This is a genomic window from Halorubrum sp. CGM5_25_10-8B (genome assembly GCF_005435095.1).
In the GTDB taxonomy this organism is placed as follows: Archaea; Halobacteriota; Halobacteria; order Halobacteriales; family Haloferacaceae; genus Halorubrum; species Halorubrum ezzemoulense.
The window spans coordinates 1-24,310 of the sequence record NZ_SGTY01000029.1 but is presented as its reverse complement, the minus strand read 5'-3'; the positions used below and the strand labels follow the sequence as shown (position 1 = coordinate 24,310).

The following is a 24,310-nucleotide window of genomic DNA, read 5'->3' as shown; positions in this document are numbered from 1 at the left end:
CGAAGGGTAGTTTGGCCACGTGTTACTGAGCTATTCGCCACGAGTCTGAACTCGTGCGACTAGCATGGCTAAATCGGATCCCAATAGCAATGGCCTCCGGCAGGATCAACCGGAATGAGTATCCTTCAGGCCTGATTCCCGGCCTGAAGGGGGTGTTGGCGGGTGTCAACTTCGGTTGAGACGAAGGTTGACACACCATTGCATTGGTCTGTGTGGTGTCCGGTCCATCCAGCGGCTTGGATGACACCGAACGACCACGGCTCACATCAGATCGCCGCTTACGCCGGAGCGCAGGGGGCGCGATCCTCATCCTTCGCGGACCTGAACGTACCGGGCGACGGGTCATAAACCCATCGAAACGGCACGGGTCCAGCGAAACCGGGCCGAGTTGAACGGCCCGAGTCCGCGTTGCGTTCTTCGCATTTCTTCGAATGCCCGGGGTATACTTAACCCCGTCGAACCAACTCCACTACGTCATGCGGTTTCATGGCGTAAAACAGTGATAACTGACCGGATCGAATCGATGTGCGGCAGCGTCTATCCGAGACGAGTTCTCTGTGCCGGTGTAGTGATCAAGCCCGGACTGTTCCGGTCGAGCAGTACCGAAAACGAGAGATCGGAACCGGAGCGTCCGGGAGCTACTCCTCGTCGAGGTACTCGATGCCCTGCTTCGAGACGTTAGCCTTAGTGATGTCGTTGAGGTCGTTGAGCCAGAAGTCGTCGTCCGCCTCGTCGACCTCGGGGGCGTTGTCCTTCCACGCCCAGCCCTCGTACTCGTGGACTTTCTGCGTCCCCTTTTCACGGAGACGGAGCGTCGTTCGTTGCGCCTCCTCCTCCGAAGGCGCCGGCTCAAGCGTTCGAGCCGCCTTGAGTGCCGCCTGACGCGGCATGTTCCCCGAGAACTCACTCGGTTCCGATCCGTCTTCCTCTCGAAGGGCAAAGTTTCGCTTACCGTCTTCACGTACCATGGTTTTGCCTCCATGTGACACCAGCACACAGTGTGTAATAAATATATCGGGGAAATGAAAGCTGTGCGGCACAACATTTATATACTGTCTCGGCCGCTGCTAGCGGTTTGGAACGCCGACGAGACGAGTTGACCGACCCGCGGAGGATTTCAGGCGGACGGCGAGCGCGAGACGGTGTTCACACGAACAGTCGGAGGGGAGTTGCCAGTCGGTCGACTAGCCGGGGAGTCGATCGGCCAAGGGAGCCGACGACGCACCCGCGCGGTTGGCTCGTCGGGCATACGAATACGCGTAAACAACACTTATGTGTCTGCTATGGCGAAGTGCGACAAGTACACCCGCGATGGTCCGCAAAAAGAAGCTCAGCCCCAGTGGCGCCAAGGACGACGAGGGGGAGTACCACAACGTCCACGTGAACCTTCACGAGGACGAACTCGCCGTCGCCGGCATGGAAATCGGCGACGAGGTGTTCGTCCGAGTCCGAGACGGGAAGATAATCATCCAGAAGGCGGACGCGAACCCGGAGCAGCTCGAACACGACTTCTGACGCGGACCCGCGGGATTTTCGTCGGCAAGGACGCCGCCGAGCGGTCGCGACGCGGACTGCGGTCGGCGGATTGATTGTCGCTCGTGACGAGACACGCACGATGGGCGCGTATGACCTGTTGAAGCCAGCACTGTTCCGGCTGCCGCCGGAGACCGCACACGGACTGATCCACGGACTCCTCGGCGGCGTTCAGGGGACTCCGGTTTCCGCCGCGCTCGCCGAGCGGTACGTGGTCGGCGACGAGCGGCTCGCGGTCGACGCGTTCGGGTCGAAATTCCCGAATCCAGTGGGTGTCGCCGCCGGTTTCGACAAGAACGCACACGTGCCGCGAGCGCTGTCGTCCCTCGGGTTCGGTCACGTCGAAGTCGGCGGCGTCACCGCCGAGCGGCAGCCCGGGAACCCCCGTCCGCGGCTGTTTCGCTTGCGCGAGGACGAGGCGCTCGTCAATCGGATGGGGTTCAACAACGAGGGCGCTGACGTGGTCGGCGAGCGGCTCGATCGCGACCCGCTCCCGGACGTGCCGGTCGGGATCAACATCGGGAAGTCGAAGTCGACACCGCTCGAGGACGCCCCGGACGATTACCTGTACACGTACGAGCGCGTCGCGGACGCGGGCGACTACTTCGTCGTCAACGTCTCCAGTCCCAACACGCCGGGACTCCGCGAGCTCCAGAACCGCGACGCGCTGGAGCGGATCCTCGGGACGCTGGACGATGCGGGCGCAGACCCCCTCCTCGTGAAACTCTCCCCGGATCTTCCGGAGCCAGCGGTCGAAGACGCGCTCGGGGTCGTCGACGACCTCGATCTGGACGGCGTCATCGCGACCAACACGACGACATCGCGGCCGGACTCGGTGCGGAGTCACAACCGAGCGGAACGCGGCGGCCTCTCGGGGAAGCCGATCGAATCGCTCGCGACGGATCGGGTACGGTTCGTCGCCGAGCGCACGGACGTGCCGGTGATCGGTGTCGGGGGGATCTCAGACGCCGCGGGCGCCTACGAGAAGATACGGGCCGGCGCCTCGCTCGTCCAGCTATACACGGGGCTCGTCTACGAGGGGCCGAGCCTCGCGCGCGACATCAACGAGGGACTGCTCGAACTGCTCGAACGCGACGAGTTCGACTCGATCGAGGACGCGGTCGGCGCGGACCTGTGAGCGGGTCGAGAGGCGGAAGGGGAGGGCGGGCTACGCCTCGTTACGCACGATGACGACGACGTCGTCGGCCTGAAGCAGCTCGCCCTCTCCCTGGTACTGCCGCTCTTCTTCGACCGCGAACTCGTCGTCGACCAGCGTGACGCTCGCGACGTGAAGTTCGTCGCCGTCGATCTTGTACTCCCCCTGCGCGAGAGCGGCCTCGATGTCCCCGACCTGATCGCCGTACTTCGGGCCGACGGTGGCGTAGTCGAGGTCGATGCCCGTGATCACCGTCTCGACGGGCGCGTCGCCGTCGGGGTGGACCGCGAGGTCGTCGACGTGCATCACGCCGGTGATGTCGTCCTCGAAGCCCCGCACGTCGGCGTACACCTCCACCGCGTCGAGCGCGGCGGTGAGAGGGAGCTGATTCTCGCTTTTGTACTTCCGGAGCGCGCCGACGACGGCGGTGGCGGCGGTCCCGGCGTCGCGGTCGGCCTCGATTCCGAGCGGCTCGGGCCAGTCGGCGAGGTGGATCGAGTCGCTCGCACCGTCGGCGAGCGAGACCCCTTCGGGTGTGGCCCCGTCGACCGCGTCGGCGTACATGTCGTGCCACAGCTCCTCGGTAACGTGCGCAAGGAGCGGGGCGAACAGCTTCAGGAACCGTCGGTGCGCGGTGCGGAGGGTGTACGCCGCCGCGTCGTCCTCGCGCTGTTTCGCGATCTCGAGGTAATCGTCACAGAACGTGTTCCAGAAGAAGCTCCGGAGCTCGTCGCGGGCCTTCGAGAACGCGCGGTCGTCGAGGAGCTCGGTGAGCCGCTCGACCTCGGCGTCGAGCTCGGCGAGGAGCCAGCGGTCGAGCTCGCGGAGGCCTCCCTCGGGCTCGGCCGGGAACGGCTCCGGCGCGAGCGACTCGACGAGCTTCGAGGCGTTCCACAGCTTCCGGATCAGCTTCTCGCCCGCGCGGAGGTCCTTCTCCTTGAACGGGAAGTCGTCGCCGACGGCGGTGCCGGCCGCCCAGTAGCGCGTGGCGTCCACGGGGAACTCCTCGAGGACCGCCTCGGGCTCGACGACGTTGCCGACGGACTTCGACATCTTCTCGCGGTTCTCGTCGAGGACGTGGCCGTTGATCATCGTCTCCTCGAACGGGACCTCGCCGGTGTGCTCGTAGCACTTGACGAGGGTGTGGAACAGCCAGAAGCTGATGATGTCGTGGCCCTGCGGTCGGAGGTCGAACCGGTACAGCTCCGGGCGCTCCATCGTGAACTCCTCGGCCTCGTCGTCCCAGTCCCAGCCGGCGTTGACGAGGGGCGTGAGGCTGGAGGTGGCCCACGTGTCGAGCACGTCGTCCTCCGGCTGGAAGGCGTCGTGCCCGCACTCGGGGCACGCGTCGACGGGCGGGTCGTCCGACAGGGGGTCGACCGGGAGGTCGGCCTTCTCGGCGATGACCTCCTCGCCGCAGCCCTCGCAGTACCACACCGGGAACGGGATTCCGGATGACCGCTGACGGGAGATGAGCCAGTCCCATTGGAGCCCCTCGACCCAGTGTTCGTACCGGGTGAACATCTTCTCGGGCGACCAGTCCATCTCGCGACCGATCTCGAGGTACTCGTCCGTCTTGTCGAGCATCTCGATGTACCACTGCTCGGTGACGAGGAACTCGACGCTCGTCCCGCAGCGCTCGTGGACGTTGACCGTGTGGGTGATGTCGCGGCGGTCGAGCAGCGCGCCCGCCTCGTCGAGGTCTTCGACGATCACTTCGCCCGCCTCGTCGGCGTGGAGCCCTTCGTACTCCCCGGCGAGGTCGGTCATGTGGCCGGACTCGTCGATGGCGACCCGGAGGTCGAGGTCGTGGACCTGGTACCACTCGATGTCGTTCTGGTCGCCGAACGTACAGCACATCACGATGCCGGAGCCGGTCTCCATGTCGACGCGCTCGTCGGCGATGATCGGCACCTCGTGGCCGAACAGCGGGACCTCCGCGGACTCGCCGACGAGGTCCTGGTTCTCGTCGTCGTCCGGGTGGACGAAGACGGCGACGCACGCGGGGAGGAGTTCGGGCCGCGTCGTCGAGATAACGAACTCGTCGGCGACCTCGTCGTTCCCGTCGCGTCCGGCGACGGGGAACGCGATGTCGTTGAAATGGCTGGCCTGCTCGTCGTCCTCGGTCTCGACCTGCGAGATGGCGGTCTCGCACTCGGGACACCAGATCGCGGGGGCCTTCTCGCGGTACTCCCGGCCCTGCTCGTACAGGTCGACGAACGACAGCTGCGAGACGCGCTGGACGCGGGGTTCGATCGTCTGGTACGTGTGGTTCCAGTCGACCGACACGCCGAGCGATTGGACGTTCTCGGTGAACTGCTCCTCGTAGTCGGCGCAGACCTCCCGGCACTTCGCTTGGAACTCGCGCCGCTCGAAGTCCTGATGCCGGATGTCGAGCTCGTCCTCCGTGAGCCGCTCGGAGGCGATGCCGTTGTCGTCGTAACCGAACGGGAAGAACGTCTCCCCACCGTTCATCCGCTCGAAGCGCGCGACGAAGTCCTGGAGGGTGAACCCGTACAGGTGGCCCATGTGGAGGCTGCCCGATACCGTCGGCGGGGGCGTGTCGATAGAGAAGACGGTGTTCGGGTCGACCGGGTCGTCGTCGGAATAGGCGTACGTCTCCTCGTCGACCCATCGCCGCTGCCAGCGCGGCTCGACGGCGTCGGGGTCGTACTCACCACTGGGCATTTCGGTCACACGTTCCGCCGGTTCCCCCTTAACGGGCTCGGTTGTGCGGGACATCGGCGCACGCCGAGCGCTTCAGACCGTGTCGTCGAGGTCGTGGTCGGCCGCCATCTTCGACGCCTCCGTCGCGAACCGCTCGACCTCGTCCGCGGGCGTCTCCCCCAACGCGGTCTCGTCGACCTCGCGGCCGGCGGTGATCCCGCCACCGGTGACGAGCCGCTGTTCGGCCAGCTCCTTCGTGTGTATCCGCTTGCCGTCCTCAGTGGCGTAGGTGAGCCGCACGAGCCCCTTCGAGTCGAACTGCCGGTCAACGAGCCAGACCGTGGTCATACGCGGCGATCGGTGCCTGCGACGCTTAAGAAGGGCGGTCGGCCGTTGGAAACCGAGGGGGGAGGTCGGTGTCGGAGATGGGTTGCGGTGACGCGTGCCGACGAACAGCCGTCAGGACGCGTGCCGACGAACAGCCGTCAGGCTGTGAGTCGCGCGCGCGAGGTCGCCGGCGCTGCGCGCCGGCTGCCGGAGCATCTTCGATTCTCGCTGGAGTCGGGAGCGAAGCGAGCGACGAGGCCGGGGCTTCGGAGGTAGTTACCGAGGATTGACCGTCGAATCCGAGTCAGTCATCGAATCAGAACCAACCGGAGCCCTACACGTCTCGTCGTCACCGCTTTGTATCGGCTCGCCGAACAGGTGAGCATGTACGTCGAGTTCGACCGCGACACCTGCGTCGGGATGTACCAGTGCGTCGCCGAGTGGGACGCCTTCGAGAAGGACCTGAACGACGGAAAGGCCGACTTAGCGGGGAGTACCGAGGAGGACGAGGACCTGTTCGTCGTCGAGGTGCCCGACGGCGAGGAGCTCGACGCGAAGTTCGCGGCGCGCTCGTGCCCGGTCGACGCCATCGAGGTGTACGACGACGACGGCGAGCAGGTGGTGTGAGCAGTTCCGGTCGCTCGATCGGTTGGGTATAAACAACAGCCGGTATCTCGATCTGAGCGAACACCGCCGAAGCCCCGCCCCGCGGCCTCACGCCTCCCCGGCCTCGTCGGCCTCCTTTCGCGACTCCATCGCACGCGCTCCTCGCGGCCGCCGGTGGCGACCGCTCGGAGGCGCGCGCCGAGGTGGATAGTCGGGAAACGCGTCGACTCCTGTCCGAGTCTATTTATAACTGATCGGCTACGTCCTCGGCGAAGTACGTGATGATGAGGTCCGCGCCCGCGCGCTTGAGCGCCGTGAGCGACTCCAGCGCGGTCGCCTCCAGGTCGAGCCACCCCTTCTCCGCGGCGGCGTGGAGCATCGCGTACTCGCCGGAGACGTTGTACGCCGCGATGGGACGGTCGAACTCTCGCCGGAGGTCGCCGACGATGTCGAGGTAGGGTAGGCCGGGTTTCACCATCAGCACGTCGGCGCCCTGCTCGGCGTCGAGGCGGGCCTCTCGGAGCGCCTCGCGGCGGTTCGCGGGGTCCATCTGGTAGTGGCGTCGGTCACCGAACGCGGGGGCGCCGTCGGCCGCGTCGCGGAAGGGGCCGTAGAAGGCGGACTCGTACTTCGCCGCGTAGCTCAGGATGGCCACCTCCTCGTGACCCGCCGCGTCGAGCGCCTCGCGGATCGCTTTTACCTGCCCGTCGGTCATCGCGGAGGGAGCGACCACGTCGGCGCCCGCGTCGGCCTGCGAGACCGCGGTGCGCGCCAGCAGGTCCAGCGTCTCGTCGTTCTTGACGGTGAGCGTCGGATCCGACTCGGCGCTCTCCTCGATCACGCCGCAGTGTCCGTGCTCGGTGTATTCACAGAGGCAGACGTCGCCGATGACGGTGACATCGGTCTCGGCGGAAATCCGGCGGATCGCGCGCTGGACGACGCCGTCGTCCGCGTACGCCCGGCTCCCGGACGCGTCCTTCGACTCGGGGACGCCGAAGAGGATGACGGCCTCGACGCCGGTGTCGCTGACCTCGGCGACCCGGTCGACCGCCTCGTCGACCGGCACGCGCTCGTGGCCGGGCATCGTCTCGATCGGGACGCGCTCGTCGGTCGTGGCGTCGACGAAGACGGGGGCGACGAGGTCCGACGCGGAGAGGTCGGTCTCGGCGACGAGCGGGCGAACGTCGTCGGTCCGGAGGCGGCGGGGCCGGTCCGTGAGGTCCATACCGGTTGTTCGGGTCCCGCCGACTTTTAGCGTTCGTCTCCGGCCGATTACTCGGAGGACTCGACGTCGATCCGGTCGCGGAGCTCCGCGAGCTCGTCCGACTCGGCGAGCTCCTCGACGCGCTGTTTGAAGTGGGACTCGCAGAGGCCGACGACCACGCCGCCCTGCTCCGCCTCGTACGTGGCCTCCCGGTCGCAGTAGTGACACCGCATACCCGGCCCTCGGTCCGGCGCGGGCTTAATCCTGTTCGTCGGGCGTCGCCGCGGCGGCGGAGTCGCCCGTCGCGGACCCGTCTGTCGGGACCGCCTCGGGGAGCCGATCGCGGACGGGCTCGAACGCCGACGCCGTCAAGCCCGCGACGCCGAGCGTCCGCTCGTGCGCGTCCGTCCCGCCCGTTCTGAGCAGGTCGGCCTCGGCGGCGAGGCGGTCGATCCGCGAGTCGTCGACGGCGCGACCGTAGGGGTAGAAGCGCTCGACCGCGTCGATCGCGGCCGACTCGCGGGCGACGTCGAGCGCCTCGTCGACGCGCTCGTACCGGAACGGGTGAGCGAGGCCGACGAGCGCGCAGGCGTCGTCGAGGAGGTCGAGCCCCTCGTCGAGCGGCGTCACGTCGCGCGCGACGTAACACGGACCGTCGTTCCCGATCAGCTCGTCGAACGCCCCGGCGTAGTCGTAGGGGGCCTCCGACTCGTCGATCGCCCGCGCGATGTGCGGTCGCCCCAGCCCGGCGCGGGGCTCGATGTCGAGGTCGACGCCCAGCCGCTCCTCGACCGCGTCGAGGATGGCGGCGCCGCGCTCTCGGCGGTCGCGCTGGAGACGGTCGATCTCAGCGTCGAGCGCGCCGGTGTGTTCGACGCCGTAGCCGAGAAGGTCGAGCCGCCCGAACCCGGCGTCGACGCGGAGTTCGATCCCGCGGACGATCCGGACGCCGTCGCGCTCGACGACCGGCGCGTCTATCTCGGGGTGAACGCTGTCGTGGTCGGTGACGGCGACCCAGTCGACGCCGGCCTCGCGGGCGGCCGCGGGGACTTCGTCGAGCGTCATCGTGCCGTCCGAGAGGGTCGTGTGGGCGTGGAGGTCGGCGACGACGCGGTCGTCAGAGGCGGCGGGCATACCGGCGAGTAGTCGGGCGCGCCACTAAGCGACGGCGGTTCGAGGGGACCGATCGGACCGGGCCGTCGAACCGGAGCAGGCCCGATATAAGGCAATATAAGGTATTCCCTCCGACTAAGGTCGTACATGGACAATCATTAAGGACTGCTGGCGGCTCCCTACTGTTGATGCGCTTGAACGGCGTCGACGACCGACTCGAACGGCACCAGTACCCGACCACCTCTGAGGAGATCATCGCGGCTCACGGAAACGCGACCGTAGAGCTCGCGAACGGGTCCGAGCGGCTCGGCGACGTCTTGGAGCGGTTCGGCGATCAGACGTTCGAAGACGCGGAGGACGTGTTCACCACGCTCCGGGCCGGCGTCTGTCACCGCGGCGTCGGTCGCCGGTTCTACTCGGACCGCGACCCGACCACCGACGCGGAGGACGGGCCCTCGCCCGTCTCGTTCTGAGGCGGCGAACCGCGCGGGATCCACGCACGTTTTTTCGAAACTCGATCGCGGAGCGTCGCCGATCCGCTGCGAGGGAGAGAGCTCGGCTCGGCGGAACCCCGCGAGGCTACGAGACGCCGTCGACGACCCCGGAGAGGTCGAGCGGGACCGACCCCTTCCGATAGCCCTCGATCGACCCGTCCGGCTCGGCGCGGTAGACGACCGCGGGCTTGTGACGGACCGCGGGTTCGGTCTCGCGCACGGCGGCCCACTCGTCGGCGGGAAACGACGAGCAGTCGACGAACAGCGTGACGCCGCCGGCGTGGGCCGCGAGCTGTCCGCTGGTCTTCGTCTCGGCGGTGTCGCGGACGGCGGCGACCGGATCGTTCGCGGACCGCCCCGCGGTCGGCTGCGGGCGCGTGACCTCGACGAGGTGACCGGTCCCGGTGTCGGGCTCCGTCGCGCGGAAGTCGAGCGAGTGTCCCGTCGTCACCTCGATCTCCGGGGTGACCTCGTACCCCGCGTCCGCGAGGATCCGGGCCGCGGTGAACTCGGCGATGGCCGCGCTCATCCGGACGAGGTCCCGCGAGGCGGAGGTACCGAGCTTCCCGGCCATCGTCTCGCGGTAGTCGTCGAGCACCCCAGGCCGGAGGGTCTCCTCGACGAACCCCGTCCCGGCGTCGCGGGTCGCGTCCGGGAACCCGGCCGCGTGGTCGCGGAAGAACGCCCGGCTCGTCTCCGCGCCGTCCTTCGAGCAGAACACGGGGAGAAAGAACCACGAGACGTGGGGGTACTCCGCCAGCCACGGCTCGTCGTCGTGGAGGCCGGCGAGCAGCTCCCGCTGTGCCCACCGAGAAACGGGATACGGCGCCTCGTCGAACCCGTACTTGTCCGTCCGCCAGAGCTCGCTCGGCGTCTCCGTGTTGCCCAGCCAGTACCCGACGGGACCGCCCTCGGCGCCGGCCGGCGGGTCGGCGTCGTCGTCGGTCCAGCAGAACAGCGCGAAGGAGTCGTCGTCCATGTCGAACCGCCGCGCCTCGTAGTCGGGCGGCGGCGCGAACCACGGGTCGCCGGCGGTCGACCCGAGGTTCTCGTCGAGGGGACGGCCGAGCTGCGACCGGACCCGGTCCGCGGTCCACCGGCCGGGCGAGCGCCTGAATCGGAGGGGTTGGGCCACGGGCGTTTGGTATCACGTCGCGGGGTTAATCGATTCCGGTGGACGTGGCCGAACCTTCATCATCTATGATACGTTTACCGACAGGTATATTACAGGAAACGGCCAAGTGTAGTCGTACCATGTCAATGGGTGCCTATGACGAGGCCGAACACGAGCGTCGCGAGAAGAAGACCAGCGAAGTCGACGCCGACTTCGACGCGGAGCGGCCCGAGTACTCCGGTTCCCTGACCTACGACTCGGGCGACTCCACGGAGGCACTCCTCGACAAGTTCGAAGAGCTTCAGGGGAAGTGACGCGGCCGCGGCGACGCCGCGCCTTTTAATTCCGTTCTCGAACGCCGATAGCGGTCGCGCTCTCGATACCGGCCGTGTTATTGTACCGGACTCGCTGCCGATAGCGACCGCGTCTCACGTGAGCAGGATCGCCGCGCCGCAGACGAGCGCGACCGCGATGACGTGCCCCACCACCGCGCCGAGCAGCACGGGCTCGGAGAGTAAGAACGGGACGAGCGCGAGCTGAACGAGCGAGAAGCCGATGTTCTCGGCGTCGAGCCGGCGGACGGTCGCCCGCTCCTCGGACGGGAGGTCGACGTGGACGGCGCGCCACAGGGCGACGACCGCGCTCCACCACGAGGTCCCGATGCGGTACGTCAGGTCCCAAAGGACGAGCAGCGTGAGGTAGACGACGGGGATCGGCGGGTCCGCGCCGAACAGGCGGTTGATGAGGGTCCCGTCCCACGCGAACAGGTACGTCACCAGCGCGATGAACGCCAGCACGCCCAACACGATCTCGATGCTCGACCCGAACAGCAGCCGCTTGTGTTCCGGAGGGGTTCCGAGCAGGCGGTTCTTCGCGCCCAAGCGGTGCATCTCGACGCTGCCGACCGCGGCGACGACGACGGCGACCGTCCCGGCGGCCACGGCGTTCCAGACCCCGTAGTACCACCCGAGCGCCACCACGCCCACCTCGAAGATCACGAACTGGAGCGCGACCGCCAGCGTCCGGGAGATCCCGAGCCCGGGGATGCCGCCGACGAGGCTCTCGTACACCCACGTCTCTCCGTACTCGCGGCTCACGGGCGGATCCCCCGGAGCGTCGTCAGCCACGGGCGCTGCGCGTTCGGCGAGTCGGTCAGCGCCCGGGCGACCGCGAGTTCGAACGACGTGCGTTCGATCGGGACGAGGTCCCGGATCCGGTCGTCTTCGACGATCACGGTGTTCCGGAGCCCCTCGACGAGCGACCGCGCGAGGTACGGGTTCACGTCGGTGACGAGCCGGAGCCAACGGGCGGACAGGCCCGGGCTCAACACCGGGACCCGCACGATGCGAAGCCCACCGCCGAGCTGTCGCCTGGTCCGGCGGAGGATCTCCGCGTAGGTCAACACCTCCGGCCCGCCGATCTCGAGCGTTTCGCCGGCGGTCTCGGGCGCGGCGAGGACGCCGGCGAGGTACGCGACCACGTCGGCGACCGCGATCGGCTGGCACAGCGTGTCTACCCACTTCGGGGTGACCATCACCGGAAGCCGCCGCGCGAGCCCCGCGATCACCTCGAAGCTGGCGCTGCCGGCGCCGATGATGATCGCGGCCCGGAGGGCCGTGAGCGCCGGGTCGCCTTCCGCGAGGATCCGCTCGACCTCGCGTCGGGACCGGAGGTGTTCGGAGAGGTCCTCGCGGTCCTCACCGAGCCCGCCGAGGTAGACGATCCGTTCGATCCCCGCGGCCGAGGCCGCCGCCGCGAAGTTGGTCGCGCAGTTACGGTCCCGCTCCTCGTATCCCGGGCCGCCGTCCATCGAGTGGACGAGGTAGTACGCGGCGTCGACCGTCTCGCCGTCGATCTCGAACGCCGGGGGGAGCGTGTCCGGTTCCAAGAGGTCCCCCTCGACCACGGAGACCCCCTCGGGCGCCGCGTAGCCGTCGGCGTCGCGGACGAGCGCGACCACGTCGTGGCCGCGCGAGAGGAGCGTCGGGACGAGGCGGCTCCCGACGAACCCGGTCGCACCGGTGACGAGCACTCGCATACCGTCCCCTCGGGCGGCGCGACCATAAGCCCCGTCCCGCGCGATCGCCGCCGACCCGTGAGACCCGGCGCTGAGCGTCGCGGTCGGCCTGCGGACCGATCGCTAGAAGTGCCCCCGGGTCCCTCGTCCGGTATGCGCGCAGGCGAGTTCGAACCGGTCCGGGGCGTCGAGGACCTGTACGTCCACGACACCGGGATGTTCGCTACCGACGAGTACGGCGCCGTCTACGTGTACGACGCCGAGCGACCGATCGTGATAGACACCGGGACGGGGGCGAACCGAGAGGCCCTCTTCGAGAGCATCGAGGCGATCGGCATCGACCGCGACGAGCTCGCGTGGATCCTCCCGACCCACGCCCACCTCGACCACGCCGGCGGGGCGGGCTACCTCGCCGAGCGCTACCCGAACGCGGAGGTCCGAGTGCCCGAGGAGGGAGTCAGACACCTCGTCGACCCCGAGGCGCTCGTCGCGGGAACCAAGTCGGCGGTCGAGGGGCAGTGGACGTACTACGCGGAGCCGGAGCCCGTCCCGGAAGACCGGATCGCGGGCGTCGCCGACGGAGACCGGATCGATCTGGGCGACCGCGAGCTGATCGCCCACGACGCGCCCGGGCACGCCCCCCACCACGCGGTCTACCACGAGCCGGAGGCGGACGTGGTCTTCACCGCCGACGCCGCCGGGATCTACGTCCCAGAGGTCGACGACGTGGTGCCGACGACCCCGCCGCCGCAGTTCGACCTAGAGCAGTGCCTCGAGGACCTCCGGCTGATCGAGCGGCTCGACCCCGACACGGTCTGCTTCGGACACTTCGGACCCCGGAGCTACGAGTCGACGCTGATCGGTGAGGCGAAGCGGGCGTACGTCGAGTGGGTGGAGGCGGTCCGGCAGAAGCGCGCGGAGCTCGACGACGACAACGCGGTGGTCGAACACTTCGAGGCGGCGAGCCGCAACGTCGACTACTGGACTCGGGAGCGAGCGCGGGCGAACACGGGGCTGAACGTTAGAGGAGTGTTGACGTATCTCGACCACGTCGACGAGATTCCGGCGGCGGACGTCGGCGAGGAGTAGTCGAAGGCGTCGGCGAGGAGTAATCGAGGGGCCAGCGACGGCGGACCCGAGAGAAACGCCCTAAACCCCGCCGCACGTAGCGGGGAGCAGATGGGTATCTTCGACACGATCCGGGCCGTGCTCGGGACCAGCGCCGAGACTGACGCGACCCGCGAGGCGGACCCCGAGGACCTCTTCGGGATGTCGACCGCGTATCTGACGATGCAGGCGGACCTCGGGTACGACCACTGCGGCGAGGCCGCGCTGTGTTTCTCCGGCATGGACAGCACTCGCTTCGACGACGCGGTCGAGAGCGTCGAGTCGATCCTAGAGGCCGGCGAGATCGACACCGGCACCGGCTTCCACCGGTACGAGGACGACCACGGGTACCAGTGGTTCGTCCTCGAGGACGACGACCCCGAGGACCTCGTCACGAGCGTCCACTTCGCGGCCGACCAGTTCATCGAGGAGGGGTTCGGGTCGCGGCTGCTCGCGGCCGTGTTCGGCTTCGAGAACGACGACGGCCCGGCCTACTGGATCTACTCGTTCCGGCGCGGCGCGTACTACCCGTTCGCGCCGCGGGGGACGAACGACCGGAGCCAGCAGGTCGAGTTCAAGCTCCAGTCGGTCCTCGACGGCGAGCTCGGCTTAGAGGACGACGAGTCGTACTGGTACCCGCTGTGGCCGGACGCGCGGGGGAACCACCCGTGGGAGTGAGGACTCGATGAGCGCTGACACCGCGCTAGGCGGGGCGGGCCCGAGTCGAGATGAGGGGGCCGCCGGCCGCGACACCCCGAGAAAACGCCTCCTCCGGTGGGTCGCCGTCCAGGCCGCGGTCGTCGCCGCGGCGGTCCACCTCCTATGGGCGTGGCCGCGGCTCGGCTCGCCCCCGGACGCCCGCCCGTACCTGTTCGTCGCCGGGAGCGCGCTCGCGGTGGCCGTCGCGGTCGCGACGCTGCGGGCCGGCGAGTACCGCCGACTGTACGCGCTCGGCGCGGGAACGCTCGGGACGTTCCTCGGCGGGTTCCTCGCGTGGCACGGGACGGGCGCGGCCGCGGCGCTGGCGGCGGAGCCGCTCGCGGTCGTCGCGGTGATCGTCGAAGTCGTCGGATTCGCCGCCTACCTCGCGCTGTTCCGGCTCGCGCCGCCGACGAGCGTGGTCGTCGAGCGTCGCGAGGCGGACGGAGCCGAAGGAGAGCCGGAGGCCGACGGGGGGACGCCGTGACCGACGCGTACCGGACCGTCGCCGAGCGCGCGACGGCGCGGTTCGAGGTCCAGGGGTCGGAGTTCCTCGGCCACGTCGCGCCGGTCGACACGGTCGAAGCGGCGGAGTCGTTCGTCGAGGCAGTCCGAGACGAGTACGCCGACGCGACCCACAACGTGCCCGCGTACCGGGTTCCCGCGGGCGAGCCGTCCGAGCGCGCTCGGGGGTCGGAACCGATGCTCAGGGAGTACTCGTCAGACGACGGGGAGCCGACCGGCTCCGCCGGGAAACCGGCCCTGAACGTCCTCCAGCAGCGCGAGATCCGGAACGTCGCCGCGGTGGTGACGCGCTACTACGGCGGGACGAACCTCGGAGTCGGGGGGCTCGCGCGCGCTTACTCGCGCGCCGTGAAGGAGGGTGTCGACGCGGCGGGAGTGACCGAGGAGCGCCCGCACCGAAGTCTGGTCGTCGAGACCGAGTACGACGACTCGGGGACGGTCCGGGGGGTGATCGAGTCGTCCGGCGTCGAGTTCGACGCCGACTACGGCGAGCGGGTTCGGTTCGACCTCCGAGTGCCCGTCACGCAGGTCGACGCGCTCCGCGAGCGGCTCAACGACGCGACGAGCGGGCGGGTAAAGATCGGTCGATAGCGGTCGGGAGGGGCTCGTTCGTTCCGGGCCGATTTACGAGAACTTCCGGACCGTCATGTCGAGCGTGTCGAGGTCGAGGATCGGCGCGTAGCCGGCGTCGGGGTCGATGTTGACTGACTTCTGGAAGTCGGTCTGGGCCTGCCAGCAGCCGGAGTTGACCGCGAGGACGTTGTGATACTTTCCCCAACCGAGCTTGTGGACGTGGCCGGTGTGGAACACGTCGGGCACGTCCTCGATGACGAGGTAGTCGCGCTCCTCCGGCGCGACGCGGGTGTGCCCGCCGAACTGCGGCGCGACGTGACGCTTCTTCAGCAGCTGGTACATCGCCTTGTGCGGTTCGTCGTAGCTCGCCTTCTCTTCCGGGAGCTCCGCGATCACCTCGTCGAGCGAGACGCCGTGGTACATCAGCACCTCGACGCCTTCGACGGAGACCGTCGCCGGGTTCGAGACGATCCGCGCGTCGTGGACGTCCATGATCGCGCGGATCTCGTCGTTGAACCCGGGCTGCGGCTCCGCGAGCCGGACCGCGTCGTGGTTGCCTGGGATCATCACGATCTCGGTGTCCGCCGGTACCTCCTTGAGGTGTTCCGCGAAGGCCTCGTACTGCTCGTAGATGTCGACGATATCCAGCTCCTCGTCCTGGTCCGGGTAGACGCCGACGCCCTCGACCATGTCGCCCGCGAGCAGGATGTACTCGACGGGGTCGGCCTCGGGCGTGTGGAGCCAGTCCGCGAAGCTGTGCCACGCGTCGGCCATGAATTCGTCGCTGCCGACGTGGACATCGGAGATCAGCGCGGCCTGGACGTGACGGTCGGCGCCGCCAGGGTTGTGCGTCCGGGGGACGTCCGGGAAGTGGAGCGAGTCCGCGAAGAGGATCCCGGCGTCGTCGGCGAGCGTCCCCTCGACCGCGACGCACTCGTCCAACAGGATTTCGTCGACGACGTCCGCGAGCCCCTTGTCCTTCATCACGAGGGCGGGGAACGTCCCGGTGGTGTCCTCCAGTTCGACCAGCCAGTGGCCCGACTTCGTGGAGCGCACGTCGTTGACGAGGCCGATCATCGCGGCGTCGCTACCGCCGGGCATGTTCGCGATCGCTTCGGCCGGTCGGTGGTTGACGCGGCCGCGGAGGACCTTCGAGAGCCGCTCGTAGCGGTCGCGGAACGTCGTGACGAAGTCGCTGTACTCGCCGGTTCCCGTGCTGCGGCCGGTCATGTCGTTGCCGACCTCCAGATCGCGCAGGTCGAGATCACGTGAGGGATCGGCGGCGGTCGCGGAGTCGACAGTCGGTGAATCGGCAGTCGTGGGGTCGGCAGTCGGTGAATCGGCAGTCGCGGGGTCGGCAGTCGGTGAATCGGTAGTCGCGGGGTCGGCAGTCGCGGGGTCGGCAGTCGGTGAATCGGTAGTCGTGGGGTCGACGGTTGGGGCGTCGGCCGTCGCGGGGTCGCTAGCGGCCCCCGTATCGACATCCATAGCCGAAGCGCCGTCGGTCGTCACTGGGTCGGCGACGGTCTCGGTCGCGCCGGGTTCGGTGGCTGATGACCCCTTCGTTTCGACTGGAGATTGTCCGGTTTCGTCCGGGGGAGCGGCCGATTTATCGGTGTGGTCGATCGCTTCGCGGACGTGGTCGGCGGTGATCCGAAGCGCCTCGTCCGGGGCGCGGTCGACGGTGGCCGCGATCGCCGCGGTCGGGTCCGTCGCGCCCGCGAGTAAGGTGACCGCCTCGCGTTCGGCGTTGTAGCCGCGCTCGGCGAGGGCTTTCGCGATCCGGGCGTTCGACTCCAGCGGCACGACACTCGAAAGGGGGGTCACGGGCAAAACCGTTCCGGAGGCGTCGGCTGGAGTCGGAGCCGGAGTCAGGAGGTAGGGGAACTCTCGAGACCCGGAAGCTTATGAGCGAAACCCCCCAAACGCGTCGTAATGGATGAAGGGGATCGGCCGACAGACGGCGACGAGTCGGCCGATCGAGACGAGCGGAACCGAAGCGAATCGGCAACGGCTCACGACGGAGGAGGCGGCGTTTCTGACGAGTTAGAAGACGAAGCGTCCGACGGAGCGGGCGGCGACGCACCTGACACCGAGCCCGAGCCCGGTTCTCGGCCCGAGGCCGAGCAGTCGGGCGAACCCGATCGCGCCGACGCTCACGACGGTGCGTCTCACGGCGCCGACGCTCACGACGGTGCGTCTCACGGCGCCGACTCTCACGACGAGGCCCCTCGCGACGGCGAGGACATCGCTACCAAGGCGGGCCTCGGATCGACAAGATCGTCGGACAGCGACCCGGACGAGTCGTTCCTGTATCGGTTCCGTCACGACCGGGAGGGCGCGCTGATGTGGATCCGCGAGATGCTGTCGAGCGTCGCCGTCGTCCTTCTGGTCGGGCTGCTGCTGTTCGGCGTGAGCGGCGTGTGGCCGCCCATGGTCGCGGTCGAGTCGGGGAGCATGGAGCCGAACATGCAGGTCGGCGACCTCGTGTTCGTCACCGAACCGGGACGCTTGGCGCCGGACGCGGCCGAGAACGGCGTCGGTGTCGTCACGCACGAGGTTGGTCAGGAGGTCGACTACCGGACGTTCGGATCCTACGGCTCCGTGATGATATACACGCCCCCGGGTCGGACCGGATCGCCCATCATCCACCGGGCTAGGTTCCACGTGACCGAGGGAGAGAACTGGTACGACCGCGCCGACGATCGGTATCACAACGCCGTCGACTGCGAGTCGCTCGCCAACTGCCCGGCGCCGCACGACGGCTACATCACGCTGGGGGACAACAACGGGGCCTACGACCAGGCCAGCGGGCTCTCGCCGCCCGTCAGAGCGGAGTGGGTGAACGGGGTGGCGCGGGTCCGAGTCCCGTATCTCGGCTACATCCGGCTGGTCGCGACGGGGCAGGTAGAGCTGAACGAGGCGATAGCGCGGACGGTCGGAAGTAGCCTCTCTCCGGCGTCGTCGGGTTTCTCGGCCGCGGGGTAACTGCGGACGCGACACGCCGACGTCAGACGTGTCAGAGGCGGCGCGGTCGGCGTCAGTTGTCGAACCGCGCCTGAACGAACGGCTGCGCGTTTTCGATGTCGCCGAGCCGAGAGTCGGACAGGAGGACCGCCTCGGTCTCCTCGACCGGCACGGAGAGACCCATCTCTTTCGTCCGCCCGTAGCGGCCCTTGGAGACGACGACGGCGTTGACGATCCCCAGCATGTCGAGTTCGCTGATGAGGTCGGTGACGCGCCGCTGGGTCAGCACGTCGGCGTCGATCTCCTCGCAGAGCCGCTTGTAGATGTTGAACACCTCGCCGGTGTTGATGTTGTGAACGCCGTTCTTCTCCAGGAGGATCACGGCGAATAAGACGATCTTGCTCTGTGTCGGGAGGGTGCGGACGACCTCGACAACGCGGTCGAGTTCGATCTTGTCCTGCGCCTGCCGGACGTGCTTCTCCGCGACGATCTCGGCCTGCGAGCGCTCGGCGAGTTCGCCCGCGGTGCGGAGGAGGTCGAGCGCCCGCCGCGCGTCGCCGTGTTCCTGCGCGGCGAAGGCGGCGCAGAGGGGGATCACGTCGTCGGTGAGCGCGTCGGGCTTGAACGCCGTGTCGGCGCGGTGCTGGAGGATGTCGCGGAGCTGGTTAGCGTCGTACGGCGGGAAAACGATCTCCTCCTCGCCGAGGCTCGACTTGACGCGGGGGTCGAGGAAGTCGGTGAACTTGAGATCGTTCGAGATCCCCATGATGGAGATGCGCGAGCGGTTGAGCTCGGAGTTCATCCGCGAGAGGTTATAGAGCGTGTCGTCGCCGCTCTTCTCGACGAGCTTGTCAATTTCGTCGAGCATGATCACGACCACGCGCTCGTGGTAGTCGACCGCCTCGAAGAACGTCGAGTAGACGCGGTCGGTCGGCCACCCCGTCATCGGGACCTCCTCCATCTCGTCGGCGTCGTCCTCCAGCGTCTCGATGCGGTCGTCGAGGTCCTCGATCGAGTCGAACTCGGTGTCGGCGAGGGCGGCGGCCGCGTCGCGGCCGGCCGTCTCGTCGGCGTCCGTCGCGTCCGCGCGGAGGCCTTCGAGTCGCTCCAGCTGATCGGCGATCACCGCTTGGTTCTCCTCGATGAACGTGTTCGCGAGCTGGGCGAGGACGCGGTACTGGGTGTCGGTCACCTCGCAGTTGATGTACTCGACCTCGCAGGGTACGTCGTACTTCTGCGAGGTGGACTCGAGCTCCTGCGAGACGAACTTCGCCGAGGCGGTCTTCCCGGTTCCCGTCTTCCCGTAGATGAGGATGTTCGAAGGGGTCTCGCCGCGGAGCGCGGAGACGAGGATCGTCGCCATCCGGTTGATTTGGTCGTTCCGATGCGGGAGTTCGTGCGGGGTGTACGAGGGCCGGAGGACCTCCTTGTTCTCGAAGATCGGCTCGCCGGAGAGGAGGTCGTCGAACAGGCCCTGATTGTCGTCGTCGTCGAGGACGACGCCGTCGAAGTCGACGTCGGGCGACGATCGGTCGCGACTGCCGTTGTCGATCTCCGCGGTTTCGGGTCCGGCGTCCGTTACCGGGTCGGGTACGGAACGGGATCCCGAGTCGCGGTCGGAGTCCTCACTGGAGTCGGCGTCACGGTCGGGGTCGTCACCGAAGTCGGAACCGGTCTCGGGCGGGCCATCGGAGTTCAGATCAGCGATATCGGACGCGGAGCCGTCGCTACGGTCCGAGTCGTCGTCGACCGAGTCATCGTCGTCGGTCTGATCAGTGCCGTCGTCAGCCCGCGGTGTGTGATCGCCTTCGTCCATGTGAACCCCTCCGTTTCAGGTGGAGACGACCAAGAGAACCGATTCTCACGCCGTCTCCGGTCGGAAATACGCATTCGCGGTCGAATACGACATCGACCGCGTCCACTTGATACAGTCGAACCAGATGAAGAGACGGTACAAAAGTGTTCCTCTCTGGAGTTGAAACGTCCCCATTAGTCCAGCGAGCAGGTGGAGACAGACCCCGTCCGAACCGAACCAATCGCCGGACAGACTGGTCGAGAAAATGAGGAGATCCCAGCGACAGACGGGAAAGCTCCACGACGTTTGACGAGATATCGCCGAACGGGTCGTCTTGTCGGCGGATCAGTCGGTCCACATTCGACCTGATGAGTGGGAGTCGCCGTGAAGGAACCAATCATCCGGCTGGAAGTTCCGTTGGTCGTTCCTGATCTCCCGGTTGTGGGCGCGGTCTGGAGTGCCGACTGATTGTTCTCTTCGAATGGACCCCCCCACCCCTTCGTTTCGTGTGGAACAGCGATCAGGGGTGGGGAGGGGGTCGAAGAGCTCTATGTAATAGAGATAGATTTAATACCTATAGCGTAAAACAGTGCCCTCGACAATCTACTATAAAATATATTAGTATGTTTGTAGTTATTTTATCTTGTGTATAGTCGTATTTTTCTTGCCGCCCACAGACAACCCTGGACAACTCCGGTTCAACCGGCCACCACCCCACCGCCGAGCCCGGTTCCACCTGAAACGAAGGGGTGGGGGGATACCAGCGAGAAGTACCAATCCGGACCCTCCCCGGCCGTTAGCACTGGGCCGGGAAGTCCCCACAGGTGTCACCCGCCTCAACACCCTGACGTTCGTCGCCAGCGGGTTCCGCCTGGTGGTTCTAGCGAACCAAGCCGAAGGGATGACCGAAGTTGGACAACCTGACTGCGATGACGTCTTCCGTCACTCCACACCGACGCACGTTGAAGACGAGTCTCCAGACTGCCCGACCCGGCTCACCGAGAGAAGAGTCTCACCTCAAATTTAAACAAGCGGACAGCAAGAGGCGATGAACTGTCAAAAGAGGCGCGAAAACGCTAAAGAGTCACTGAGAACCAGTCCGCGACCGAGGGTTATCTCGGGAGCGACGAGCCGCGTCGTCCGCCGTCGCAGGTACCCGCAGGGAGGTCACGCTCTGTCCAGTTGAAATGGCGGCGGTCGTCGCGACGACAGTCGAGAGGACTCACCCAGATGTCTGTGCGCCGAACCGCCTCGCGCCGCTTCGGCCCGACTTGGCTCGATCCATTCGACTACTTTCTCTGTCCCATCGTCTGATCCGTTCGACTACTTGCTCTGCCCCACCGCCTGATCCGTTCGACTACTCGGTCCGTTCGAGCGATTCAAAGATGAACTCGTCTATTGCTTCTCGCGTCTCCTCCGGGGCGTCCTCGTGACCGAGCGAGATCCGCCGCCCGCGAGCGGCGTGGATAACGTCGGTCACCAACTGGCTCATCCGTTCGGGGTCGACGTCGCGGAAGACCCCCTCGTCGATCCCCTCTTCGACGACCTCGACGATGTTGCCCCGGACGCGCTCGTAGTGCTCGTTGAACACCTCGCGGTGCTCGGCGTCGTTTTGCGCCTGCGTGTACAGCTCGTGGTACACTCTCATTCGGTCTCAGTGGCTGAAATCCTCGAATTCGGGTCCGAACAGGCACTGATCGACGCGAGCGCGCAACTCGGTCCGCGGGTCCTCGTCGCCCTCGACGACTAGGCTCCCCTCATACTGGTCGATGGTGTGTTCGAGGAACGAAGACATCAGGTCGTACTTCCCGTCGAAATGATAGTGGATCACCTGCCGCGTGAGGTCCATCTCCTCGCCGATATCGCGCATCCGGAGGTCCTTGTAGCCGTGCTTGCTCAGCGCGCGGAACGTCGCCTCCATGATGACCTCCTTCGTATCCTTCGAGGAGCCCGTCTCTCTGCCGGATCTGTCGGAACTGTCGGACTCGATGGCGGAACGCTCTTGGGGAAGATTCCTGTCGGAGCCGCGGTCACCGGAACCCGCGTCGTTCGCGTCGTCCGACAGTGACTCGACGGACTCGTTCGCCGGGCCATCCTGTGAGTCGTTTATGCCAATTTGATACGCGTGAGGTAGATAATACGGTTACTTTTCGCTTTTATTCTCCGACGAGGTCTACACCCTCGATCGAACGATATCACCGCACGTAAACAAACCATCGTCCGAAACTGAACCGGCGTTTCACTCAACCCGCCAAACGAGTGGGTCACACCCGACGAGTGAGCCGGGTCGCGGACCGACGGTCCCCGGGATCCCGTGTCGCCTGCCGCCCGCGACCGCGCCTTCTCATCAGCCGATTCTCCCCCGCCGAACCGCACCCCCGACGCCGAATTTCGGGTTCGTCCGGCGCCGATGCTCCGGATCGGGGGGATGTCTGACGCAGTTCTTAAGTGAGAGCGGTGAGGACCGTACCGTAATCCCCCGAACGGGCGTCGAGCGCACGGATCGAACGGCGTCCGAAACGACAGCGGTGTTCGGGTAAACCACACACGGACTGGAGGTCAGGATGGGACTGCTCACGAATCTCAGAGACAGCATATCGCGGGTCACAGACGGCCTGTTCGCGGCCGACGAGCCCAAGCGGATCGGGATCTACGGACCGCCGAACGCCGGTAAAACGACCCTCGCAAACCGGATCGCACGCGACTGGACGGGTGACGCCGTCGGGCCGGAGAGCCACATCCCCCACGAGACTCGCCGGGCCCGCCGGAAAGAGGGCGTGGAGATCGAACGCAACGGGCGGACGGTCACCATCGACATCGTCGACACGCCCGGCGTGACGACGAAAGTCGACTACAAGGAGTTCTTGGACCACGACATGGAGAAGGACGACGCCGTCCGCCGGTCGCGCGAGGCGACCGAGGGCGTCGCGGAGGCGATGCACTGGCTCCGCGAGGACGTCGACGGCGTCATCTACGTGCTCGACTCGACGTCGGACCCGTTCACCCAGGTGAACACGATGCTGATCGGGATCATCGAGTCGCAGGACCTCCCCGCGCTCATTCTCGCGAACAAGACTGACCTGCCGGGATCGGACGTCCAGCAGATCGCGAACGCCTTCCCGCAACACGAGACGATTCCGCTGTCGGCGTTGGAGGGCGACAACATGGACGAAGTGTACACCAAGATCGCGGAGTACTTCGGCTAATGGCCGGCCCGAAAGCCAACGTCAACGCCGCCGACGATCCCGACGACTCCGACGACGGCGTCCGGATCGACATGATAAGCGGCGCGCGGATGGAGGGGCTCACGAGCATGGAGAAGATCCGGCTCATCCTCGACGGCGTCCGCGAGGGAAACATCGTCATCCTCGAAGAGGGGCTCTCCCCCGACGAGGAGTCGAAGCTCATCGAGGTGACGATGACCGAGATCAGCCCCGACGACTTCACCGGCATCGAGATAGAGACGTACCCCAAGGCCGAGGCGGGCGACCAGAGCTTCCTCGACAAGTTGATGGGCCGCGAGTCGACCCAGAAGCTCACGGTGATCGGCCCGGCGAACAGAATCGAGACCCTCCACAAAGACGAGAACCTCATCAGCACGCTCGTCTCTCGCAAGTAGATGCCCCACCAGTGTACCTCCTGCGGCCGGACGTTCCCCGACGGCTCCAAGGAGATGCTGTCCGGGTGCCCCGACTGCGGCGGGAACAAGTTCCAGTTCAAGCCCGCGAACGCGACGGAGAACGCCGGCCCCGCCGCCGAAGCGGACGAGGCGTCCGACTCCGCCGCCGGAGCGGACGGGACGCCCGACTCCGACTCGGGGCCGTCAGACGGAACGCGGCCGACCGCGGACGGGGATGCCGCGTCGGCCTCCGACGAGGGCGCCGCCGCTCGGGGCCCCGACAACCCCGCAGACGCGACGCCGGACGACCGGGCCGATCCGACGCCGGACGATGCCGTGGCGGGCGCCGAATCAACGACCGGGTCCGACGGTACGGAACAGATCGCTGACCGGAGTGACGAGGACATGGCACAGGCGAGCGCGCGATCCGAAGTGGTGTCCCCGGACGAGCTTGACCGCGCGAGCCGCGATGTCGACTCCGCCGAGACCTCGGAGCCGACCGACGAGGAGTCCAAGCCCGGCATCGACGCGCTCCGCGACGAGCTCAACGACCAGTTCGAGAGCATCCGGATCGTCAGCCCCGGCCAGTACGAGCTCAACCTGATGGAGCTGTACGACAGACAGGAGTACATCATCTCGCTTCAAGAGGACGGCCGGTACGTCATCGAAATGCCCGACGCGTGGGGCATCGACGACGAGTGACGCCTTCACTCCCCGTCCCGTCCGGCTTTTCACGCTCCTGACCCCCCAGTTCTCTTCCTGACCCCCCAGTTCTCTTCCTGACCCCCCAGTTC

24 protein-coding genes, 1 rRNA gene and 1 pseudogene are annotated in these 24,310 nt (G+C 67.1%); 13 read left to right on the top strand and 13 right to left on the bottom strand.

Annotation, left to right across the window (positions count from 1 at the left end; all coding sequences use genetic code 11):
• Window positions 1-116: ribosomal RNA gene (locus tag EXE51_RS16730) — 16S ribosomal RNA — on the bottom strand; the annotation flags it as partial.
• A gap of 522 nt (window positions 117-638) precedes the next feature.
• Window positions 639-968: a non-histone chromosomal MC1 family protein gene (locus EXE51_RS16720; RefSeq protein WP_049931936.1), complete on the bottom strand. Its 330-nt coding sequence runs from the start codon at window positions 966-968 to the stop codon at window positions 639-641.
• A gap of 343 nt (window positions 969-1,311) precedes the next feature.
• On the opposite strand from EXE51_RS16720, the gene EXE51_RS16715 reads away from it, so the two are divergent.
• Window positions 1,312-1,515 carry a hypothetical protein gene (locus EXE51_RS16715; RefSeq protein WP_049931938.1) on the top strand — a complete coding sequence of 68 codons (204 nt, stop codon included), beginning with the start codon at window positions 1,312-1,314 and terminating at the stop codon, window positions 1,513-1,515.
• A gap of 100 nt (window positions 1,516-1,615) precedes the next feature.
• Window positions 1,616-2,671 (top strand): quinone-dependent dihydroorotate dehydrogenase, encoded by a 1,056-nt coding sequence (locus tag EXE51_RS16710; RefSeq protein ID WP_049931940.1) that lies wholly within the window; start codon window positions 1,616-1,618, stop codon window positions 2,669-2,671.
• 30 nt (window positions 2,672-2,701) lie between these two features.
• Here the strand turns inward: EXE51_RS16710 and EXE51_RS16705 are convergent, their stop codons facing one another.
• Window positions 2,702-5,377, bottom strand: a complete 2,676-nt coding sequence (locus EXE51_RS16705; RefSeq protein WP_137693126.1) for a valine--tRNA ligase — start codon at window positions 5,375-5,377, stop codon at window positions 2,702-2,704.
• Between the two features lie 72 nt (window positions 5,378-5,449).
• A complete protein-coding gene (locus EXE51_RS16700; protein ID WP_049931944.1) occupies window positions 5,450-5,704 on the bottom strand; it encodes a hypothetical protein in 255 nt (84 codons plus the stop codon).
• Between the two features lie 363 nt (window positions 5,705-6,067).
• On the opposite strand from EXE51_RS16700, the gene EXE51_RS16695 reads away from it, so the two are divergent.
• Window positions 6,068-6,310, top strand: a complete 243-nt coding sequence (locus EXE51_RS16695; RefSeq protein ID WP_049931946.1) for a ferredoxin — start codon at window positions 6,068-6,070, stop codon at window positions 6,308-6,310.
• Between the two features lie 223 nt (window positions 6,311-6,533).
• On the opposite strand, the gene hemB is transcribed toward EXE51_RS16695, so the two are convergent.
• Genes hemB through EXE51_RS16685 form a run of 3 tightly spaced genes read right to left on the bottom strand, consistent with a single transcriptional unit; the run spans window position 6,534 to window position 8,627 of the window.
• A complete protein-coding gene (gene hemB / locus EXE51_RS16690) occupies window positions 6,534-7,514 on the bottom strand; it encodes a porphobilinogen synthase (protein WP_089308537.1) in 981 nt (326 codons plus the stop codon).
• A gap of 47 nt (window positions 7,515-7,561) precedes the next feature.
• Complete coding sequence (locus EXE51_RS17840) at window positions 7,562-7,726, bottom strand: DUF6757 family protein (protein WP_167373086.1); 165 nt, start codon at window positions 7,724-7,726, stop codon at window positions 7,562-7,564.
• A 25-nt stretch (window positions 7,727-7,751) separates the two neighbouring features.
• Window positions 7,752-8,627, bottom strand: a complete 876-nt coding sequence (locus tag EXE51_RS16685; RefSeq protein WP_089308536.1) for a PHP domain-containing protein — start codon at window positions 8,625-8,627, stop codon at window positions 7,752-7,754.
• A 167-nt stretch (window positions 8,628-8,794) separates the two neighbouring features.
• Here EXE51_RS16685 and EXE51_RS16680 point away from each other — a divergent pair, with 167 nt between their 5' ends.
• Window positions 8,795-9,079 carry a hypothetical protein gene (locus EXE51_RS16680; protein WP_008585525.1) on the top strand — a complete coding sequence of 95 codons (285 nt, stop codon included), beginning with the start codon at window positions 8,795-8,797 and terminating at the stop codon, window positions 9,077-9,079.
• Window positions 9,080-9,185: 106 nt separating this feature from the next.
• On the opposite strand, the gene EXE51_RS16675 is transcribed toward EXE51_RS16680, so the two are convergent.
• Window positions 9,186-10,235, bottom strand: a complete 1,050-nt coding sequence (locus EXE51_RS16675) for a DUF5784 family protein (RefSeq protein WP_137693124.1) — start codon at window positions 10,233-10,235, stop codon at window positions 9,186-9,188.
• Between the two features lie 125 nt (window positions 10,236-10,360).
• Between EXE51_RS16675 and EXE51_RS17605 the strand changes: the two genes are divergently transcribed.
• Window positions 10,361-10,528, top strand: a complete 168-nt coding sequence (locus EXE51_RS17605; protein ID WP_004599209.1) for a DUF5786 family protein — start codon at window positions 10,361-10,363, stop codon at window positions 10,526-10,528.
• Window positions 10,529-10,642: 114 nt separating this feature from the next.
• Here EXE51_RS17605 and EXE51_RS16670 read toward each other — a convergent pair whose 3' ends face one another.
• The gene (locus EXE51_RS16670) at window positions 10,643-11,311 is read right to left on the bottom strand and encodes a hypothetical protein (protein WP_049932142.1); all 669 of its coding nucleotides are present in this window, start codon (window positions 11,309-11,311) and stop codon (window positions 10,643-10,645) included.
• Window positions 11,308-12,252 (bottom strand): NAD(P)H-binding protein, encoded by a 945-nt coding sequence (locus tag EXE51_RS16665; protein WP_049931954.1) that lies wholly within the window; start codon window positions 12,250-12,252, stop codon window positions 11,308-11,310. The genes EXE51_RS16670 and EXE51_RS16665 overlap by 4 nt, the downstream gene beginning before the upstream one ends.
• Before the next feature lie 132 nt (window positions 12,253-12,384).
• On the opposite strand from EXE51_RS16665, the gene EXE51_RS16660 reads away from it, so the two are divergent.
• The 4 genes from EXE51_RS16660 (at window position 12,385) to EXE51_RS16645 (ending at window position 15,153) form a co-directional block, all read left to right on the top strand.
• Window positions 12,385-13,320, top strand: a complete 936-nt coding sequence (locus tag EXE51_RS16660; protein WP_137693123.1) for an MBL fold metallo-hydrolase — start codon at window positions 12,385-12,387, stop codon at window positions 13,318-13,320.
• A gap of 90 nt (window positions 13,321-13,410) precedes the next feature.
• The gene (locus tag EXE51_RS16655; RefSeq protein WP_049931956.1) at window positions 13,411-14,016 is read left to right on the top strand and encodes a hypothetical protein; all 606 of its coding nucleotides are present in this window, start codon (window positions 13,411-13,413) and stop codon (window positions 14,014-14,016) included.
• A gap of 7 nt (window positions 14,017-14,023) precedes the next feature.
• On the top strand, window positions 14,024-14,524 hold the full coding sequence (locus EXE51_RS16650; RefSeq protein WP_137693122.1) for a hypothetical protein: 501 nt from the start codon (window positions 14,024-14,026) through the stop codon (window positions 14,522-14,524).
• Window positions 14,521-15,153, top strand: coding sequence for a YigZ family protein (locus EXE51_RS16645; RefSeq protein WP_137693121.1), 633 nt, complete (start codon window positions 14,521-14,523; stop codon window positions 15,151-15,153). Before EXE51_RS16650 ends, EXE51_RS16645 begins: the two co-directional genes overlap by 4 nt.
• A gap of 33 nt (window positions 15,154-15,186) precedes the next feature.
• Here EXE51_RS16645 and EXE51_RS16640 read toward each other — a convergent pair whose 3' ends face one another.
• Window positions 15,187-16,941 carry a DNA-directed DNA polymerase II small subunit gene (locus EXE51_RS16640; RefSeq protein ID WP_137693120.1) on the bottom strand — a complete coding sequence of 585 codons (1,755 nt, stop codon included), beginning with the start codon at window positions 16,939-16,941 and terminating at the stop codon, window positions 15,187-15,189.
• Between the two features lie 129 nt (window positions 16,942-17,070).
• On the opposite strand from EXE51_RS16640, the gene EXE51_RS16635 reads away from it, so the two are divergent.
• The gene (locus EXE51_RS16635; protein WP_137693119.1) at window positions 17,071-18,123 is read left to right on the top strand and encodes a S26 family signal peptidase; all 1,053 of its coding nucleotides are present in this window, start codon (window positions 17,071-17,073) and stop codon (window positions 18,121-18,123) included.
• Between the two features lie 52 nt (window positions 18,124-18,175).
• Here the strand turns inward: EXE51_RS16635 and EXE51_RS16630 are convergent, their stop codons facing one another.
• Together EXE51_RS16630 and EXE51_RS16625 are read right to left on the bottom strand one after the other, a co-directional pair.
• Entirely contained in the window at window positions 18,176-19,918 is a 1,743-nt protein-coding gene (locus EXE51_RS16630; protein WP_049931964.1) for a Cdc6/Cdc18 family protein, read from the bottom strand.
• A 1,336-nt stretch (window positions 19,919-21,254) separates the two neighbouring features.
• Window positions 21,255-22,007, bottom strand: a pseudogene (locus tag EXE51_RS16625) (TetR/AcrR family transcriptional regulator).
• A 454-nt stretch (window positions 22,008-22,461) separates the two neighbouring features.
• On the opposite strand from EXE51_RS16625, the gene EXE51_RS16620 reads away from it, so the two are divergent.
• From EXE51_RS16620 to EXE51_RS16610, 3 genes are read left to right on the top strand one after another with little or no spacing between them, the layout of a single operon-like run.
• On the top strand, window positions 22,462-23,103 hold the full coding sequence (locus tag EXE51_RS16620; RefSeq protein WP_049931966.1) for an Era-like GTP-binding protein: 642 nt from the start codon (window positions 22,462-22,464) through the stop codon (window positions 23,101-23,103).
• Window positions 23,103-23,516 (top strand): DUF2073 domain-containing protein, encoded by a 414-nt coding sequence (locus EXE51_RS16615; protein ID WP_049931967.1) that lies wholly within the window; start codon window positions 23,103-23,105, stop codon window positions 23,514-23,516. Before EXE51_RS16620 ends, EXE51_RS16615 begins: the two co-directional genes overlap by 1 nt.
• Window positions 23,517-24,218 carry a Zn-ribbon domain-containing protein gene (locus tag EXE51_RS16610; RefSeq protein ID WP_137693118.1) on the top strand — a complete coding sequence of 234 codons (702 nt, stop codon included), beginning with the start codon at window positions 23,517-23,519 and terminating at the stop codon, window positions 24,216-24,218.
• Window positions 24,219-24,310 lie beyond the last annotated feature (92 nt).

Coding starts and splice junctions, on each gene's coding strand:
- EXE51_RS16720 (WP_049931936.1), bottom strand. CDS start 968: ATGGTACGTGAAGACGGTAAGCGAAACTTTGCCCTTCGAGAGGAAGAC.
- EXE51_RS16715 (WP_049931938.1), top strand. CDS start 1,312: ATGGTCCGCAAAAAGAAGCTCAGCCCCAGTGGCGCCAAGGACGACGAG.
- EXE51_RS16710 (WP_049931940.1), top strand. CDS start 1,616: ATGGGCGCGTATGACCTGTTGAAGCCAGCACTGTTCCGGCTGCCGCCG.
- EXE51_RS16705 (WP_137693126.1), bottom strand. CDS start 5,377: ATGCCCAGTGGTGAGTACGACCCCGACGCCGTCGAGCCGCGCTGGCAG.
- EXE51_RS16700 (WP_049931944.1), bottom strand. CDS start 5,704: ATGACCACGGTCTGGCTCGTTGACCGGCAGTTCGACTCGAAGGGGCTC.
- EXE51_RS16695 (WP_049931946.1), top strand. CDS start 6,068: ATGTACGTCGAGTTCGACCGCGACACCTGCGTCGGGATGTACCAGTGC.
- hemB (WP_089308537.1), bottom strand. CDS start 7,514: ATGGACCTCACGGACCGGCCCCGCCGCCTCCGGACCGACGACGTTCGC.
- EXE51_RS17840 (WP_167373086.1), bottom strand. CDS start 7,726: ATGCGGTGTCACTACTGCGACCGGGAGGCCACGTACGAGGCGGAGCAG.
- EXE51_RS16685 (WP_089308536.1), bottom strand. CDS start 8,627: ATGCCCGCCGCCTCTGACGACCGCGTCGTCGCCGACCTCCACGCCCAC.
- EXE51_RS16680 (WP_008585525.1), top strand. CDS start 8,795: ATGCGCTTGAACGGCGTCGACGACCGACTCGAACGGCACCAGTACCCG.
- EXE51_RS17605 (WP_004599209.1), top strand. CDS start 10,361: ATGGGTGCCTATGACGAGGCCGAACACGAGCGTCGCGAGAAGAAGACC.
- EXE51_RS16665 (WP_049931954.1), bottom strand. CDS start 12,252: ATGCGAGTGCTCGTCACCGGTGCGACCGGGTTCGTCGGGAGCCGCCTC.
- EXE51_RS16660 (WP_137693123.1), top strand. CDS start 12,385: ATGCGCGCAGGCGAGTTCGAACCGGTCCGGGGCGTCGAGGACCTGTAC.
- EXE51_RS16655 (WP_049931956.1), top strand. CDS start 13,411: ATGGGTATCTTCGACACGATCCGGGCCGTGCTCGGGACCAGCGCCGAG.
- EXE51_RS16650 (WP_137693122.1), top strand. CDS start 14,024: ATGAGCGCTGACACCGCGCTAGGCGGGGCGGGCCCGAGTCGAGATGAG.
- EXE51_RS16635 (WP_137693119.1), top strand. CDS start 17,071: ATGGATGAAGGGGATCGGCCGACAGACGGCGACGAGTCGGCCGATCGA.
- EXE51_RS16630 (WP_049931964.1), bottom strand. CDS start 19,918: ATGGACGAAGGCGATCACACACCGCGGGCTGACGACGGCACTGATCAG.
- EXE51_RS16620 (WP_049931966.1), top strand. CDS start 22,462: ATGGGACTGCTCACGAATCTCAGAGACAGCATATCGCGGGTCACAGAC.
- EXE51_RS16615 (WP_049931967.1), top strand. CDS start 23,103: ATGGCCGGCCCGAAAGCCAACGTCAACGCCGCCGACGATCCCGACGAC.
- EXE51_RS16610 (WP_137693118.1), top strand. CDS start 23,517: ATGCCCCACCAGTGTACCTCCTGCGGCCGGACGTTCCCCGACGGCTCC.